The organism is Hydrogenophaga sp. UC242_53, assembly GCF_042696965.1.
Lineage (GTDB): Bacteria > Pseudomonadota > Gammaproteobacteria > Burkholderiales > Burkholderiaceae_C > Hydrogenophaga.
Genome location: NZ_CP170552.1, coordinates 857,519 through 873,989, shown reverse-complemented (window position 1 = coordinate 873,989; position 16,471 = coordinate 857,519). Strand labels below are relative to the sequence as shown.

Annotated in this window: 11 protein-coding genes and 2 pseudogenes; 3 read left to right on the top strand and 10 right to left on the bottom strand. The window is 68.1% G+C overall.

The window, feature by feature from the left end; genetic code table 11:
- Nucleotides 1-37 precede the first annotated feature (37 nt).
- The 4 genes and pseudogenes from ACFJI0_RS04540 to dcd form a co-directional block, all read right to left on the bottom strand.
- Nucleotides 38-1,532, bottom strand: a pseudogene (locus ACFJI0_RS04540) (DEAD/DEAH box helicase).
- Nucleotides 1,533-1,610: 78 nt separating this feature from the next.
- Nucleotides 1,611-2,513 (bottom strand): neutral zinc metallopeptidase, encoded by a 903-nt coding sequence (locus ACFJI0_RS04535; RefSeq protein ID WP_291113205.1) that lies wholly within the window; start codon nt 2,511-2,513, stop codon nt 1,611-1,613.
- Nucleotides 2,514-2,584: 71 nt separating this feature from the next.
- Nucleotides 2,585-3,688, bottom strand: a complete 1,104-nt coding sequence (locus ACFJI0_RS04530) for a fatty acid desaturase (protein WP_382323590.1) — start codon at nt 3,686-3,688, stop codon at nt 2,585-2,587.
- A gap of 62 nt (nt 3,689-3,750) precedes the next feature.
- Nucleotides 3,751-4,317 carry a dCTP deaminase gene (dcd, locus tag ACFJI0_RS04525; RefSeq protein ID WP_382160466.1) on the bottom strand — a complete coding sequence of 189 codons (567 nt, stop codon included), beginning with the start codon at nt 4,315-4,317 and terminating at the stop codon, nt 3,751-3,753.
- A 116-nt stretch (nt 4,318-4,433) separates the two neighbouring features.
- Here dcd and ACFJI0_RS04520 point away from each other — a divergent pair, with 116 nt between their 5' ends.
- From ACFJI0_RS04520 to ACFJI0_RS04510, 3 genes and pseudogenes are all read left to right on the top strand, one after another.
- Complete coding sequence (locus ACFJI0_RS04520) at nt 4,434-5,033, top strand: GbsR/MarR family transcriptional regulator (protein WP_291113211.1); 600 nt, start codon at nt 4,434-4,436, stop codon at nt 5,031-5,033.
- Between the two features lie 34 nt (nt 5,034-5,067).
- A complete protein-coding gene (locus ACFJI0_RS04515) occupies nt 5,068-6,432 on the top strand; it encodes a cytochrome ubiquinol oxidase subunit I (RefSeq protein WP_382160469.1) in 1,365 nt (454 codons plus the stop codon).
- Between the two features lie 18 nt (nt 6,433-6,450).
- Nucleotides 6,451-7,463, top strand: a pseudogene (locus tag ACFJI0_RS04510) (cytochrome d ubiquinol oxidase subunit II).
- A 23-nt stretch (nt 7,464-7,486) separates the two neighbouring features.
- Here the strand turns inward: ACFJI0_RS04510 and ACFJI0_RS04505 are convergent.
- The 6 genes from ACFJI0_RS04505 to ACFJI0_RS04480 form a co-directional block, all read right to left on the bottom strand.
- Entirely contained in the window at nt 7,487-10,120 is a 2,634-nt protein-coding gene (locus ACFJI0_RS04505) for a response regulator (RefSeq protein WP_382323589.1), read from the bottom strand.
- Nucleotides 10,121-10,238: 118 nt separating this feature from the next.
- Nucleotides 10,239-11,519, bottom strand: coding sequence for a guanine deaminase (gene guaD / locus ACFJI0_RS04500; RefSeq protein WP_382323588.1), 1,281 nt, complete (start codon nt 11,517-11,519; stop codon nt 10,239-10,241).
- A 90-nt stretch (nt 11,520-11,609) separates the two neighbouring features.
- Complete coding sequence (locus tag ACFJI0_RS04495) at nt 11,610-12,704, bottom strand: BMP family ABC transporter substrate-binding protein (protein WP_382323587.1); 1,095 nt, start codon at nt 12,702-12,704, stop codon at nt 11,610-11,612.
- Between the two features lie 424 nt (nt 12,705-13,128).
- Complete coding sequence (locus tag ACFJI0_RS04490) at nt 13,129-14,136, bottom strand: adenosine deaminase (RefSeq protein ID WP_382325505.1); 1,008 nt, start codon at nt 14,134-14,136, stop codon at nt 13,129-13,131.
- 20 nt (nt 14,137-14,156) lie between these two features.
- Nucleotides 14,157-15,173 carry a Rieske 2Fe-2S domain-containing protein gene (locus ACFJI0_RS04485; protein ID WP_382323586.1) on the bottom strand — a complete coding sequence of 339 codons (1,017 nt, stop codon included), beginning with the start codon at nt 15,171-15,173 and terminating at the stop codon, nt 14,157-14,159.
- A 129-nt stretch (nt 15,174-15,302) separates the two neighbouring features.
- Complete coding sequence (locus ACFJI0_RS04480; protein ID WP_382323585.1) at nt 15,303-16,448, bottom strand: BMP family ABC transporter substrate-binding protein; 1,146 nt, start codon at nt 16,446-16,448, stop codon at nt 15,303-15,305.
- Nucleotides 16,449-16,471: the final 23 nt, after the last annotated feature.

Here is a 16,471-nt window from a genome sequence, read left to right as displayed (position 1 = left end):
GAAAGCCGCCTGGCAGGCTCAGGCAAGGGCTTCGCCCTCAGCTTTCCTGAGCCGGCGCCGGTGCGGGGGCGCTCTTGAACAAGGCCGGCACCTTGCGGCGCGTCTTGATGTTGGGCGAGGCCGTGCGCGCGGCGGCGCGCTGCGACACTTCCCACGAGGGCGTGGCGTCGCTCGCGGCGCTGGGTTCGTAGGGCTTGTCGAACAGCGGATCGGCAGGCGCGCGCGGTGCGCGGGTCGGGCGCGAATCGGAGGCGCCTCGCGCTTCGCGCGGGGTGCGGCTCTCGCGGCTTTCGCGGATGGCCCGGCTCTCGCGGCGCTCGGCGTCCTGCCCTTCGGGCTGCTGCCAGGCGCGCTGGCCGTCGTTGAAGCGGCCCGCCGGGCGGCGGTCGGCTTCGAACTCGAGCGCTTCGAGCTCGAGCTTCTTGCCCAGCAGCTTTTCCAGGTCGCCCATGAGGCGCGTGTCGCGCCCGCTCACGAAGGACACCGCCAGGCCCGAAGCGCCCGCGCGGCCGGTGCGGCCGATGCGGTGCACGTAGTCCTCGGCGTTGAACGGGATGTCGAAGTTGAACACCGCCGGCACGTCCTTGATGTCCAGGCCGCGCGCGGCCACGTCGGTGCAGACCAGCAGGTCCACCGCGCCGGTCTTGAAGGCTTCCAGGGCCTTGAGGCGCTCGTCCTGGCTCTTGTCGCCGTGCAGGGCCGTGGTGTTGAGGCCTTCGCGCTCGAGCGAACGCGCCAGGCGCGCGCAACCGAGCTTGCTGTTGACGAACACGAAGGCTTGCTTGAGACCGCGCTCGCGCAGGATCTGCTTGAGGATGCCGCGCTTGTCGTCGTCTTCCACGCGGTAGAAATGCTGTTCCACGGTGGACGCCGTGGCGTTGGAGCGCGCCACCTCGATGGTCACCGGGTCCTGCAGGTAGCTGTTGGCCAGGCGCTTGATCTCGGGCGAGAAGGTGGCCGAGAACAGCAGCGTGGTGCGCTGCTTGGGCAGGTAGCTCAGAATGCGCTGCAGGTCGGGCAGGAAGCCGATGTCCAGCATGCGGTCGGCCTCGTCGAGCACCACGTACTCGACCTGGTTGAGCACGCAGTTCTTGGCCTCGATGTGGTCCAGCAAGCGCCCGGGCGTTGCGCACCAGCACCTCGACGCCCTTCTTGAGCTCGGCCGTCTGCGGCTTCATGTCCATGCCGCCGAACACCACTGTGCTGCGCAGGTTGGTGTACTTGGCGTACAGCTTGACCTGCTCGGCCACCTGGTCGGCCAGCTCACGCGTGGGCAGCAGCACCAGGGCGCGCACCGGGTGGCGCGCGGGCGAGGTGGAGGCGTTCTCGTGCTTGAGCATGCGCTGCAGCAGCGGCAGCGTGAACGCGGCGGTCTTGCCGGTGCCGGTCTGGGCGGCGCCCATCACGTCACGGCCTTGCAGCACCACCGGAATCGCCTGCGCCTGGATCGGCGTCATGGTCGCGTAGCCCATTTCGGCCACGGCTCGCTCAATGGCGGGCGAGAGGGAGAGTTCGGAGAAGGATTGGGTCATTGGCTTCAAAGTTAGCCACGTATTGTCGCACTTTGACCGTTTTTCGCCCAAATCCGGGCCGGCGGCCTCCGCCAGGCCTCAGACGCTGCCCGCTTTGAAGGTGTCGCAGGACTGCACGCTGCCGCTTTGCAGCCCCGTGTTGAACCAGCGCTGGCGCTGTGCGCTGGTGCCGTGGGTGAAGCTGTCGGGCACCACCTGTCCCTGGCTTTTGCGCTGCAAGGCGTCGTCGCCGATCGCGGCGGCGGCGTTCAGCGCCTCTTCCACGTCGCCCGGCTCCAGGATGGCCTTGTTCTTGTGGTTGTGGTGGGCCCAGATGCCGGCAAAACAGTCGGCCTGCAGCTCCAGCCGCACCGACAGCGCGTTGTACTCGCGCTCGCCCACGCGCCGGCGCGCCTGCTCCATCTGGTCGGTGATGCCCATGAGGTTCTGCACATGGTGGCCGACCTCGTGCGCGATCACATAGGCCTGGGCGAAGTCGCCCGGCGCGCCGAGCTGGCGGCGCAGGGTGTCGTAGAAGCTCAGGTCGATGTAGACCTTCTGGTCGCCCGGGCAGTAGAACGGGCCCATGGCCGACTGGCCGGTGCCGCAGGCCGTGGGCGTGGCGCCCCGGAACAGCACGAGGCGCGGTTTCTGGTACTGCGCGCCGGCCTGCTGGAACACCTGGCCCCACACGTCTTCCGTGCCGCCGAGCACGGCGGCCACGAACTTGCCCATGTCGTCGGTGGGCGCCTGGGTCGGGCCCTGGGTGGTCTCCACCTGGGCGGTGGGTGCGCCATCGCCCACGCCGCCGAGCACGCCGAGAATGGTCATGGGGTTGATGCCGAAGATCCAGCCCGCGACCAGCGCGACGGCAATGGTGCCCAGGCCGATGCCGCGCCCACCCACGCGCCGGCCGCCACCCAGGCCACCGAGCCCACCCCCGCCGGGGTCGGCGCGGCGGTCTTCGATCTGATCGGACTGGCGGTTGTTTTCCCACTTCATGGCATGGCTCCTCGGCGACCTCGGTACGGGTGCGGGTATCCCATTATGAAGCGGGCGTGGCCCCGCCGGGCTCAGGCGACGGCAGGTGCGCAGGCGCTGGTCGGGCGGCCCTGGAAGTCGGTCCAGCAGCGCCGGCCGAAGTCGTAGAGCTTGCAGCGGCGCGCGGTGTCGAAGTACCAGCGCCACGAGAAGCGCTGCACGATGATGCGGCCCGGCAGCGCGTCCTCCAGCAGGCGCTGCACGCCTTCGAGCTGGTAGAGCGGGATGCTCATGTCCACATGGTGCGCGGTGTGCTCCATGATGTGGTGCAGCATCGCGCCGATGCGCAGCGGAAAGGTGAGGTGCACCGTGGTCGAGACAAAGGGCGCGGCGCGGCCCCAGGCGGCCTTGTCGTCGTGCCACTGCACCGCCGTGTGCGTGTGGTGCACGTAGACCACGAAACCGATCATGGCGTTCCAGAACAGGAAGGGCACGGCAAAGCCCATGGCCAGCAGCAGCCAGACCGACTGGCCGGTGGCCGAGGCGGCGGCCACCAGGCCGCCGATCCAGGCCAGCGCGCAGGCGCTGACGAACACGCCGTCCCACACGAACTCGGCGCGCCGCGTGCCCATGTAGGTCTTGCGCGGGAAGAACATGCGGTGCCACCACATCTCCACCAGGTAGTACAGCGCCGGGCCGAAGCCGCTGCGGTACGCGCGCTCCAGGGCGCGGCGCATCGGCGAGAGCGCGGCGAACTCCTCGCGCGTGAGCGGCGCCCACACGAAGTCCACGCCCTTGAGGTTGGTGTAGCCGTGGTGCACCACGTTGTGCCCCACTTCCCACAGGCTGTAGGGCGTGAGCGAGGGCAGCATGGCGATGCGGCCCAGCACGCGGTTCAGCCCCCGGTGCGGCGTGTAGCTCTGGTGGCAGGCGTCGTGGCCGATGATGAACAGCCGCCCGATCATGAAGCCCGCCGCCAGGCCGCACAGCAGCTTGGCCCACACGGCAGCGAACCACACGGTGCCGGCCATGAGCGCGGCGAAGACCACCCAGTCGAACACCAGCAGCGCGATGGCGCGCGCGGTGCGCCGCTCGACGAGCGGGGCGAGCCAGCCCCGGATCACCTTGCGGTGCGGCAGCGGCTGGCCAGCGGGGATGGGGGCGGGAGAAGAGAAGCCGGGCGGGTTGCGTGACATGCCCGGCATGCTATCGACCGGGTTGCCCGGCCGCCTTGACCTGGGTCAAGGCGCGCGAACCGTCAAGCTTTGGGCAGGGTCACGCCGACCTGGCCCTGGTACTTGCCGCCCCGGTCCTTGTAGGAGGTCTCGCAGACCTCGTCGCTTTCGAAGAACAGCACCTGGGCGCAACCCTCGCCCGCGTAGATCTTGGCCGGCAGCGGCGTGGTGTTGCTGAACTCCAACGTCACATAACCTTCCCACTCGGGCTCGAAGGGCGTGACGTTGACGATGATGCCGCAGCGCGCATACGTGCTCTTGCCCAGGCAGATGGTGAGCACGTTGCGCGGGATGCGGAAGTACTCCATCGTGCGCGCCAGCGCGAAGCTGTTGGGCGGGATCACGCAGACGTCCTTGTTGATGTCCACGAAGCTGTTCTCGTCGAAGTTCTTCGGGTCCACCACCGTGCTGTGGATGTTGGTGAACACCTTGAATTCCGGCGCGCAACGGATGTCGTAGCCGTAGCTCGACGTGCCGTAGCTGATCACCTTCTTGCCATCCACCGCCCGCACCTGGTTGGGCTCGAACGGTTCGATCAGGCCGTGTTGTTCGGCCATGCGGCGGATCCATTTGTCGCTTTTGATGCTCATGGGGCGCGATTGTAGGTGGCGCGCCCACCGGTCCCGGATCGCGGAGAGCCCCCAGGAAATTACCGGAATTTCAGTAATTACTGAAAACTCAGGCCGAACCAGCTACATTTCCGGGCATGCCACTGCAAGACCATCTTCCGCCCCTCAACCGCGAGTTCGTTGCCCACTTCGGGGAAATGGGCAGCCGCTGGGGCATCAACCGCACCGTGGGGCAGATCTACGCCCTGCTCTTCATTTCACCCAACGCGCTCAACGCCGACGAGATCGCCGAGACGCTGGAGTTCTCGCGCTCGAACGTGAGCATGGGCCTGAAGGAATTGCAGGCTTGGCGGCTGGTGCGCCTGCGCCACCAGCCGGGCGACCGGCGCGAGTACTTCGAGGCGCCGGCCGATGTGTGGGAAATCTTCCGCGTGCTGGCCGAGGAGCGCCGCCGCCGCGAAGTGGAGCCCACCCTGTCCATGCTGCGCACCGCGCTGCTGGAAACGCCCAAGACCGACGCCGAGCGCCACGCGCAGGCCCGCATGCGCGAGATGCACGACCTGATCGACCGGCTCATGACCTGGTTCGACGACGTGCAGAAGCTGGCCCCCGAAACCGCGATGCAGCTGATGGGCATGGGCGCGACCGTCACGCGCGTGCTCGAACTCAAGGACCGCCTCACGGGCAAGGCGGCGGGCCGCAGCGCGCGCCCGGAGAAATTGCCCGACGCGGCCTGACCCCCACCAGACAAGAACCCCACGGAGAACCCCCATGGACGCCCTGCTCCTCTCGCGCATCCAGTTCGCGGCGAACATCAGCTTTCACATCCTGTTCCCGACCATCACGATCGCGATGGGCTGGTTCCTGCTGTACTTCCGCATCCGCCACATCAAGACGCGCGACCCGGCATGGGAAGAGGCCTACTACTTCTGGACCAAGGTGTTCGCGCTGAGCTTCGCGCTCGGCGTGGTCTCCGGCATCGTGATGAGCTTCCAGTTCGGCACCAACTGGCCCGGCTTCATGGAACGGGCCGGTAACATCGCGGGCCCGCTGCTGGGCTACGAGGTGCTGACCGCCTTCTTCCTGGAGGCCAGCTTCCTGGGCATCATGCTGTTCGGCCGGGGCCGCGTGAGCGAGCGCGTGCACCTGGCCGCCACCTTCCTGGTGGCCTTCGGCACCACCATGTCGGCGTTCTGGATCCTGAGCCTGAATTCGTGGATGCAGACACCCGCGGGCTTCGAGATCGTGGACGGCAAGTTCGTCGCGGTCGACTGGTTCGCCGTGGTGTTCAACCCCTCCTTCCCCTACCGCCTGGCGCACAAGCTGCTGGCCTCGGCGCTCACGGCCTCGTTCCTCATCGCCGGCCTCTGCGCCTGGCAGCTCATCAAGGGCAGCGCCACCGGCGGCACGCACAAGGCCTTGCGCACGGCCATCATCGCCGCCTCGGTGGCGATGCCGCTGCAGTTCCTGGCCGGCGACATGCACGGGCTGAACACGCTGGAGCACCAGCCCGCCAAGATCGCGGCGCTCGAGGGCATCTGGCACACCGAGAAGAGCGCGCCGCTCACGCTGTTCGGCATTCCCGACGAGGCCGCCGGCACCACGCACTACGCGGTGAAGATTCCCAAGATGGCGAGCCTGATCCTGGCGCACGACGCCGACGCCGAACTCAAGGGCCTCAACGAATTCCCGAACGCCCACCCGCCGGTGGCGCCGATCTTCTGGGCCTTTCGCGTGATGGTCGGCGTGGGCACGCTGATGCTGGTCGTGGCCTGGGCCTCGGCCTGGATGCTCTGGCGCCGGCGCCGCCAGGCGCAGGGCTCGCTGGACCTGCCCAAGCCCGCGCTGTACGTGCTGGCGGGCATGACCTTCTCGGGCTGGCTGGCCACGCTGTCGGGCTGGTACGTCACCGAGATCGGCCGCCAGCCCTTCCTCGTCTACGGCCACCTGCGCACCGCCGACGTGGTCACCAACACCCCCTCGCCCATGATCGCGGTCACGCTCACGGCCTACCTCATCGTGTACGGCCTGCTGCTCATCACCTACGTCGGCGTGCTCAAGTACATGGCCGAACACCCGTTCAAACATGCCCCCGAAGCACCCCACGGCGCCGAACTCGGCAAGGCCGGCGTCTGACCGAACGGAGAACACCCCATGAACATGACCACCTGGGCCGAAGTGCTCCCCCTGATCTTCCTGGCCGTGATGGGCCTGGCCCTGCTGGCCTACGTGATCCTCGACGGCTACGACCTCGGCGTGGGCCTGCTGCTGCCCCTGGCCGAGAGCAAGGAGCAGAAGGACACCATGATCTCCAGCATCGGCCCGTTCTGGGACGCCAACGAAACCTGGCTGGTGCTCGGTGTCGGCGTGCTGCTGGTGGCCTTTCCGATGGCGCACGGGCTGGTGCTGCAGGCGCTCTACCTGCCGGTGGCCGTGATGCTGATCGGCCTGATCCTGCGCGGCGTGGCGTTCGACTTCCGTGTGAAGGCGCCCACGAAATACGTGCCGTTCTGGAACCGCGCCTTCTTCGTCGGCTCGCTGCTCGCCAGCGCCTCGCAGGGCTGGATGCTGGGCAGCTACATCACAGGCTTCGACAAGGGCTGGCTGGGCCTGGCGTTCAGCCTGGGCATCGCGCTCACGCTGCCGGCGGCCTACATCCTGCTCGGCGCGGGCTGGCTGATCATGAAGACCGAAGGCGAGCTGCAGGCCCACGCGGTGCGCTGGGCGGCCCGCGTGCTGTGGCCCATGGGTTTTGCGCTGGTCGCGATCTCGGTGCGCAGCGCCGCTGGTGAACCCCGGCGTGGTGGCGAAGTGGTTCAGCGTGCCCGAGGTGTTCGGCCTGATGCCGATCCCCCTGAGCTGCGCGATCGCCTTCTTCGCGGTGCGCTGGGTGGTCACGCACCCCAATGTGGTGAAGGCGGGTTACGGCTGGGTGGTGTTCGCGGCCACCGTGCTGATCTTCGTGCTGGCCTTCTTCGGCCTGGCGTACAGCATCTTCCCCGACATCGTGATCGGCCGCATGAACGTGTGGCAGGCGGCCGTGTCCACCGGCTCGCTCACCGTCATCTTCATCGGCGCTGGCGATCACGCTGCCAGTGATCATCATCTACACCATCTACATGTACCGCGTGTTCTGGGGCAAGGCGCGGGCACTGACCTACAACTGAACCCGCGTCGCCGCTTTAACGGGCTAGGACGGTGAGGTCTTGCGCAGGGCAAAGCTCGTGAGCAAGGCCTGTTCGGATTCGAGGAAGAGCGTGTTGAACCGCGCCAGCCAGTTCGGCTCGAACGGCCAGGCGTTGCTCTCGACCACGCGCGAATGCTGCTTCGCGGTCTCGGACATGGCGTGAGCCCCCATTTCGCCACTCAGGCCGGCCAGCGAATGCAGCGCCTGGCGTGCGCTTTTCAGGTCGTTGCGCCGCACAGCGTCCTCCAGATTGGCAATGTGCCGCCGGGCCTGGGCCAGGCCATCGGGCAGCAGGTTCACCATGATGTTCATGCTCTTGAGCTGCTCGACACGTTCGTCATCCAGCAAGGGCCCATCGATGGTCGCCCCCGCCAGGCGCGCGGGCGACGGCGACGCGCCCGCCGCCTGGGCCTCACCCACCGGACGCTCGCCGATCAGGCGGGCCAGCTCCCCGCGCAAGGCCACCACGTTCACGGGCTTGGTGAGAAAGCCGTCCATGCCCGCGTCCCGCGCCGCCTGCCTGTGCTCCGGCGAGGCATGCCCGGTGAGCGCCACCACGGGAATGTTGCGCACCCCATCGGCCATCGCGCGCAGCTGCCGCGTCGTCTCCATGCCGCCGAGCACGGGCATCTCCACGTCCATCAGGATCACGGCCGGCCGCACGCCCGCCTTGAGGAACTGCAGGACGTCCTGCCCCTGCTGCGCCTCCACCACCTCCAACCCCATGTCCTTCAGGTAGCCTTTGACGATGGCGCGGTTCACGGCGTTGTCCTCCGCCAGCAGCACGGAGCTGCCCATGAAGGGCGCCGGGTCCTTGGCGCTGTGGCGCAAGGGCTGGTCCTTGAGCAGGCTCACGATCGCGCCGGCCATCTCAGGCAGGCTGCAAGGCGCGCTCAGGAACCCGTCCATGCCCGCTTCGCGGGCTTGCGCGCGGGCCTCGGTCGCCGGCTGGACACTGTGTGCCAGCACCGGCACCTGTTCATGCCCGGCGGCGGCCCCCAGGCGGATCTGGCGCACGGTGTCACAACCATCGAGCACCGGCATGTGGAGGTCCATCACGACGAGGTCATAAGGCACGTCCGAGGCCAGGCGAAGCAGGTCCAGCGCCTGAGCGCCGTTGCCGGCCTCGTCGATGCTGCTGCTGCCCACCAGGGCCAGGAGTTGGGCCAGGGTGGCGCGGCGCCGGATCGGATCGTCATCCACCAGCAGCACGCGGGCGCCGCGCAGCAACCGCGCGGCATGCCGCATGGCTTCTTCGGCGTGGGCCCGGGCCTCCGCCTGCGCCACCGCGGGAAACGACAGCGTGAACGCCGTGAACTCGCCCAACCGCGATGCGCAGGTGATCTCCCCGCCGAAGGCGCGCATGGCGCGCCGGCAAAACGCCAACCCCAAACCCGTGCCATCAGCCTTGCCGGAGGTCTGGAAGTCCTCGAACAGGTGCTCCATCTTTTCCGGTGCGATGCCCGGCCCTGTATCGCGCACCGTGATGCACTGCGCATCCACGGTCACCGTCACCATGACGTCGGGACAGGCCGGCAGGTAATACAGCGCGTTCTTGATGAGGTTGAACAGGATCAGCGTCAGGAGGGTTTCATCGCCCTTGAACGTGAAGTCGGCCACCTCCGCCAGGCGCACCCGCTCGCGCTGCGCCTCGCTCTCGTAGCCGAAATCGCTCACCGCGCGCTCGGTGCACACCGCCGCCGAGAGCCAGGTGAAACCCGAGGCATCGAAGGCCCTGCTCTTGAGCTGCTGCAGCGTCACCGTGATCGACTGCAGACCCAGCTTGATCGCGTTGCGGCCCTCGTTCATCACCCGCACCATCGCCATGACCTGCTCGCGCGTGTGGGACACCGAGGACTGGGATGACCCCAGGCGCAGGAAGTCGCGCTCCAGGGTGTCGAAGACACCCTGGATCTTCTGCATGGGCCCGCGCATCTCGTGCGCGATGGAACCCGCGAAGCTCATGTACAGGCGATGGCGCGCCAGCTCAGCCTGCCTTCTTTCGAAATGGGACAACGCACCGGCCACGAACAGCAGCGTCGGCGCGGGCAGCCAGATCCAGACGTCCGGCGTGAACGCGATGCCGGGTTGTGATGCCCAGAACGCGAGCGCCCCAAGGGCGTATCCGGCGACCAGCATCACCACGGCATTGCGCCAATCGGCGACCAGAATGACACACACCGCACCGATCACCATGTTCACGAAAGAAAAGCTGTCGCCCTGATTCTTCAGGGTCGTGAACGTCTGCAGAAACGCCAGGCAGTAGACCGACGTGAAGTAGGCATGCGCGAGGTAGAACGGCTTGGCCCTCGCGGGCCACCACGGGCGCAAAGCCAGTGCCAGGCACAACAGGGTGGCGATGGCCCTGAGCGCCAGATCGTCGTAGCGCGGCGGGAGTTGCCCCGTGAAACGCAGCAGATAGAAGAGCGGGAAGGCCAGGCTCCCCAGAGCCCCCATCCACACCAGGAACGACCTGTTCATGTCGTGATGCGAGCGGTACCTCGCGAACAAACCAGCGGCCAGTGAGCTCAAATCGCACCTCCCAAAAAATTGGCAGGGCGATGCTAAGGGGGCGTTCTGTTCACCACAACAGCCCAGCCCCCCCTCGGGCAAAGGGCGGCCCCGAACAAAGTGCACTTGAATCCCAAATAACGTCGCTTCGTTTCCAAATTCAGATCATTGGAACCCGCAGACTGGGACATTCCCTAGGTCGAGAAATAAGCGCAAAAACGACACGCCCAAGCCGCGATCGAGATCAGCTGCCAGCGATGATCGTGCGCGCCACCACCCGATCGTCCCCCAGCACGATCAGCGCGAACAGCAGCTCGTCCAGGCTGTCCGCCTGCGAGGTCTTGCGCGCCAGCAGGGGGGTGGCCTGCGGGTCGAGCACCACGAAATCCGCCTCGTGGCCGGGCTGCAGGTTGCCCACCACGCCTTCGAGCCCCAGCGCGCGCGCCGCGCCCGCCGTGTGCTGCCACCACAGCTGCCCCGGGGTGAGGCTCAGGCCCTGCTTGGTCTGGCCCTCACGGCCCACGCAGTAGGCCGCGAGCATGGTGCGGAACGGCGAGAAGCTGGTGCCACCGCCCACGTCGCTCGCCAGGCCGTAGCCCATGCCCGCCGCGTCGGCGGCGAGGTAGTCGAAGAAGCCGCTGCCCAGGAACTGGTTGCTGGTCGGGCTCACGGCGGCGGTGGTGCCGGTGGCGGCCATCAGCACGCGGTCGGCCTGGTCGAGGTGGATGCAATGGGCGTACACCGCGCGCTGCCGCAGCAGGCCGAAGTCGCCATACACGCCCAGGTAGCTGCGCGACTTCGGGAACAGCTCGGCCGCCCAGCGCACCTCGTCGAGGTTTTCCGCCACGTGCGATTGAATCCACACGTCACCGTGCTTCGCCGCCAGCTCGCCCGCGCCGCGCAGCTGTTCGGGCGTGCTGGTGGGCGCGAAGCGCGGCGTGATCGCGTAGCCCAGGCGGTCCACGCCGTGCCAGCGCTGGATCAGCGCCTCGGTGTCGATCAGGCTCTGTTCGGTCTGGTCGCGCACGCCATCGGGGCTGTGGCGGTCCTGCAGCACCTTGCCGGTGATGAAGCGCAGGCCGCGCGAGCGCGCTGCCTCGAACATCGCGTCGACCGAGGCCGGGTGCGAGGTCGCGAAGGTGAGCGCGGTGGTCACGCCGTTGCGCGCCAGTTCGTCCAGGAAGAAGGCCGCCACCTCGCGCGCGTGCTCCGGCTCGTGAAAGCGCGACTCGTGCGGGAAGGTGTAGTTCTCCAGCCAGGGCAGCAAGCCGGCCGCGGGCGCGCCGATCACGTCCGTCTGCGGGTAGTGCACGTGCATGTCGATGAAGCCCGGCGCGATCAGTTTTCCGCTCAGGTCTTCCACCGACACGCCGGGAAAGTTGCCGATCAGCGCGGCGTGGTCGCCCGCGGCGCGCACCACGCGCCGACCCTGCGCGTCGGGGCCGACGACCAGCAGGCCATCGGCGTCGTAGACAGGGCGTTGTTGGTCGTCGAAACGCAGGAGGGCGGCACGGTAGGCGTTCATGCCGCGCAGCTTAACGCCTGGGGCTCGCCCGGGCATATCGCGCCGCCGATAAGGCCCATACCGCCGCGCCGGCGGTGGGCCCGCGCGGCTTCAGCGCTCGACCGAACCCTGCACGCCTTCGACCAGCCAGTTCATGCCCAGGATCTGCCCGTCGTCGAGCGCCTTGCCGGCTTCGATGACGGTCTTGCCCTGGTTATCGCGCACGGCGGTCTTGCGCGCCGCGAACACCGCGAGCTTGCCCGCGGCCATGTCGGCCTGGCGCGCCTGCACCTCGTCGCGCACCTTGGCTGGCACCTTGCTGCCGAAGCTGTCGACGCGGATCATGCCCTCCTTCACCCCGCCCCAGACGCTCGCGCTCTGCCAGGTGCCGTCCAGCACGGCCTGCACGCGGCGGGTGTAGTAGTCGCCCCAGAGGTGGGTCACGGCGGCGATCTGCGCATCGGGCCCGAAGCGGCGCATGTCGGAGTGGTAGGCCACGGCGAGCCTGCCGCGCTCCTGTGCGGCCACCATCACGGCGGTGGAGCCGGTGTGGAAGGCCAGCACCTCGGCGCCCTGGTTCATCAGCGTCATGGCCGCGTCGCGCTCGCGCGGCGGGTTGAACCACTCACCCAGCCACACCACTTTGACGGTGGCGCGCGGGTTGACCGAGCGCATGCCCAGGGTGAAGGCGTTGACGCCCTGGATCACCTCGGGGATCGGGAAACCGGCGATGTAGCCCGCCTGCGTCGGCATGCGGCCCGCAGCCACACCGGCCAGGTAGCGGCCCTCGTAGTAGCGCGCGTTGGCGGTGGCGACGTTGGGCGCGGTCTTGTAGCCGGTGATGGACTCGAACTTCACGTCCGGGAACTCGCGCGCCACCTTGAGCGTGGGCTCCATGTAGCCGAAGCTGGGCGTGAAGATGATGCGGTGGCCCTGCTGCGCCAGATCGCGGATCACGCGCTCGGCGTCGGCGCCTTCGGCCACGTTCTCCACGTAGCGTGTCTCGACCTTGTTGCCCAGGGCGGCCTGCACGGCGAGCCGGGCCTGCTCGTGCTGGCGCACCCAGCCGGCTTCGGTCAGCGGCGTCACGTAGACGAACGCGGCCTTGAGCGGCGGCGTCTGTGCCTGGGCGGGGGTGGAAAAGGGAAATAAAAAGCTGGCAGCCGCCAGTGCGCACGCGCACCGGGCCACGAGGTTTTTGTACATGGTGGTCCTCTACATGGCTTCCGTGAATGAAAAAGCGAGCCGGGGAAGCACCGGGCTCGCTGGGGCGTGATTTTACCCGGGCCCGGGGCCATCAAACAGATCCAGCTGCCGGGCGGGCTGCAGCAGCCAGCTTCCGATCACGTCGTAGCGGTAGTGCTCATCGTGGTCGCCCACCCGGTGTCCTTCGACCAGGAAGAGTTCGTCGATGGTCCACTGGATCGGGCGGATCCAGTGGGTCGCTCGGGCGGATGGCGCCCAGTAACTGATGCTGTAGCGACTCGTGCCAGTTCGCCGGATCGAACATCGCGCCGTCCAGCGGGGCCTTCAGCCCCGAGATCTCGAGCGCGCTCTTCAACGCCGCCCTGTTCATTGGCGAGGGCATCGCCACGACCAGAAACCTCGGTTGGGTCATGGCACGGCCCGTTCAGCCAGCGACCGCGCCGTCCAGCAAGGCCATGAGTTCCGCGCGCCGCGCCGCGCTCACGAAGCTGGCCTCGAAACTGTTGCGAGCCAGGGTGCTCACGTCTTCGCGCGTGAGGTCCAGCGCTTGCACGGTCTGCACGAAGTTGGCGTTCATGTAGCCGCCGAAGTAGGCCGGGTCGTCGGAGTTGACGGTGGCGCACAGGCCGGCGTCGAGCAGGCGCTTCATCGGGTGGTCCTTCAGGTCGTTCACCACGCAGAGCTTGAGGTTGGAGAGTGGGCACACCGTGAGCGGGATGCGCCGCCGCGCCAGTTCGGCGACCAGGTCCGGGTCTTCCAGCGAGCGCACGCCGTGGTCGATGCGCTCGGTCTTCAGGTCGTTCAGTGCTTCCCAGATGTAGGCCGGCGGGCCCTCTTCGCCCGCGTGCGCCACCACATGGAAGCCCAGCTCGCGGCAGCGCGCGAAGACGCGCGAGAACTTGGACGGCGGGTGGCCGACCTCGCTCGAATCCAGGCCCACGCCGATGAAGTGCTGGCGGTAAGGCAAGGCGGCTTCCAGCGTCTGGAAGGCATCTTCCTCGCTCAGGTGGCGCAGGAAGCACAGGATCAGCGCCGCGCTCACGCCCAGCTCGGCCTGGGCGCGCGCGCAGGCGCTGGCCAGGCCCTGGATCACCGTGGCCATGGGCACGCCGCGCGCGGTGTGGGTCTGCGGGTCGAAGAAGAGCTCGGCGTGCGCCACGTTGTCGGCCTTGGCGCGCAGGAAGTAGGCCCAGGCCATGTCGTGGAAGTCGGCCTCGTGCAGCAGCACGCTGGCGCCGGCGTAGTAGATGTCCAGGAAACTCTGCAGGTTGGTGAAGGCGTAGGCCTCGCGCAGCGCGTCCACGCTGGCGTAGGGCAGGCTCAGGCCGTTGCGCTGGGCCAGCGCGAAGATCAGTTCGGGTTCCAGCGAACCCTCGATGTGCATGTGCAGCTCGGCCTTGGGGATGGCAGCGGCGAGTTGGGTGGGGGTCATGGTCATGTCACGTCCTTCGGTCAGCAGGTGCCCAGTGCGATGTCCAGGCGTTTCAGGTAGCGGCGGTAGGCGCTGGAGACGCGGTCGGCCGGGCCGTGCACCTCGGTCACGGGGGTGGTGCGGCCCACCGGCAGCGCGCGCGGCGACTGCGATTCCACCACCGGGCGGTCCTGCGCGAACACCGCGTCCTGGAAGGCGACCAGTTCCTGGTCGGTCGAGGCATCGCCGCGCGTGGCGATCACGAACCAGGCGGTGCAGAGTTCGTGGCCGTCGGGCCGGATGAAGAGCGCGATCGCGTTGCTCACCGGGTCGCCCTCGGTGGCGTCCTTGCGCAGGATGGCGGCGAAGGGGTGCGGCACGTCATAGCGGTAGGCGATCCAGGCGCCCGCGTCCGCCCCGGCGTAGGCGCGCGGCTGCCAGGCCCGGGCGTCGCGCACCACCAGGCCGGCCTCGCCCTCTTCCACCGCGCCGGTCTGCACCTGCGCGTGGCCGCGTTCGCCCAGCCAGCCTTCGTGCACGAAACCGAAATGGCTCAGGTCCAGAAAGTTCTCCACCAGGCGCGGCGCGCTGGTGTTGAGTTCGTAGGGGCCGCACAGCACGGTGCGCCAGGCCGGGTCGTCGCCCGGCGCGAACGCGGGCGGGTCGGCCAGCGGCGCGGCGAGGGTCTGGGACGGTGGCTGCAGCCGCACCCACACCAGGCCGTGCTGCTCGCGCGCCTCGAACGGGGTGGCGCAGTGGCTGGCCGGCGGCACGAAGTCGGGCGCGGCGGGCACGTGCTGGCAGCGGCCCTCGCCGCCGAATTGCCAGCCGTGGTACGGGCACTCCAGGCGGGTGCCGTGCAGGCCGATCAGCACCCGGCCCAGCGAGAGCCGGGCGCCCCGGTGCGGGCAGCGGTCGGCCCAGGCATGCACGCGGTGGGTGTCGTGCGCCTGCTCGCGCCAGAGCACCAGCGCCTGCCCGAGCAGCGAACAGGCCACGGGCTGGTCGCGCACCTGGTGCGAGGCGATCACGGGGTGCCAGAGTTGTGGTTCGATCATCGTGGGTCCACTCCAACAAGAAAGCCGCCCGGAGGCGGCTTTCTTTTTCCAGGGCACGGCGGGTCCGGCTCTGCCGGCCCGCACGCGCCGCCCCCTCGAGGGGGTCGCGCGAAGCGCGGCAGGGGTGGGTCAATTCGGCACTTTGCCTTCAACGCCCTTCACGTAGAACTTGATGCCACCGAGGAACTTGTCGTCGGCGACCGCGTCCTTGGCCAGCACTTCCTTGCCGTCCGAACCCAGGATCGGGCCCTTCCAGATCGAGAAGCTGCCGTCCTTCAGGCCGGCGCGCACGGTGTCGAGCTTGGCCTTGACTTCGGCCGGCACGTCTTCGGCGACGGAGACCATGTCGATCGCGCCTTCCTTCACGCCCCACCACACGCCGCCGGTGGACCAGGTGCCTTCCAGCACGTCCTTGGTGGCCTTTATGTAGTACGGCGCCCAGTTGATCACGGCCGAACCCAGGTGGGCCTTGGGGCCGTAGGCGGTCATGTCGGAGTCCCAGCCGAAGGCGCGCTTGCCCAGCTTCTCGGCGGTCTGCAGCACGGCCGACGAATCGGTGTTCTGGAACAGGATGTCGGCGCCGCCGTTGATCAGCGAGGTCGCGGCTTCGGTTTCCTTCGGTGGGTCGAACCAGCCGTTGACCCAGACCACCTTGGTCTTGACCTTGGGGTTCACCGATTGCGCGCCCAGCGTGAAGCTGTTGATGTTGCGGATCACCTCGGGGATTGGGATGGACGCCACCACACCCAGGGTGTTGGACTTGGTCATGCTGCCCGCGATCACGCCGGCCATGTAGGCGCCTTCGTAGGTGCGGCTGTCGTAGGTGCGCAGGTTCTCGGCGGTCTTGTAGCCGGTGGCGTGCTCGAACTTCACGTCCTTGAAGTCGGGCGCGATCTTGAGCATGGGCTCCATGTAGCCGAAGGTGGTGCCGAACACCAGCTTGTTGCCCTGGCCGGCCAGGTCGCGGATCACGCGCTCGGCGTCGGCGCTCTCGGGCACGTTCTCGACGAAGCTGGTCACGATCTTGTCGCCGAATTCCTTCTCCAGCGCCTTGCGGCCGTTGTCGTGCGCGAAGGTCCAGCCGCCGTCGCCCACCGGGCCGACGTAGGCAAACGCGATCTTCAGCGGTGCGGCCTTCGGTGCCTCGGCCGCAGCGGGTGCGGGCGCGGCGGGCGCGGCGGCCTCTTCCTTCTTGCCGCAGCCGATCAGGACGGCGCTGGTCAGCGCGGTCAAGGCGGCAACCTTCATCAGGGAACGTTTGCTCAGGTCTGTCATGGGTAACCTCTTTGTTGGGAAAG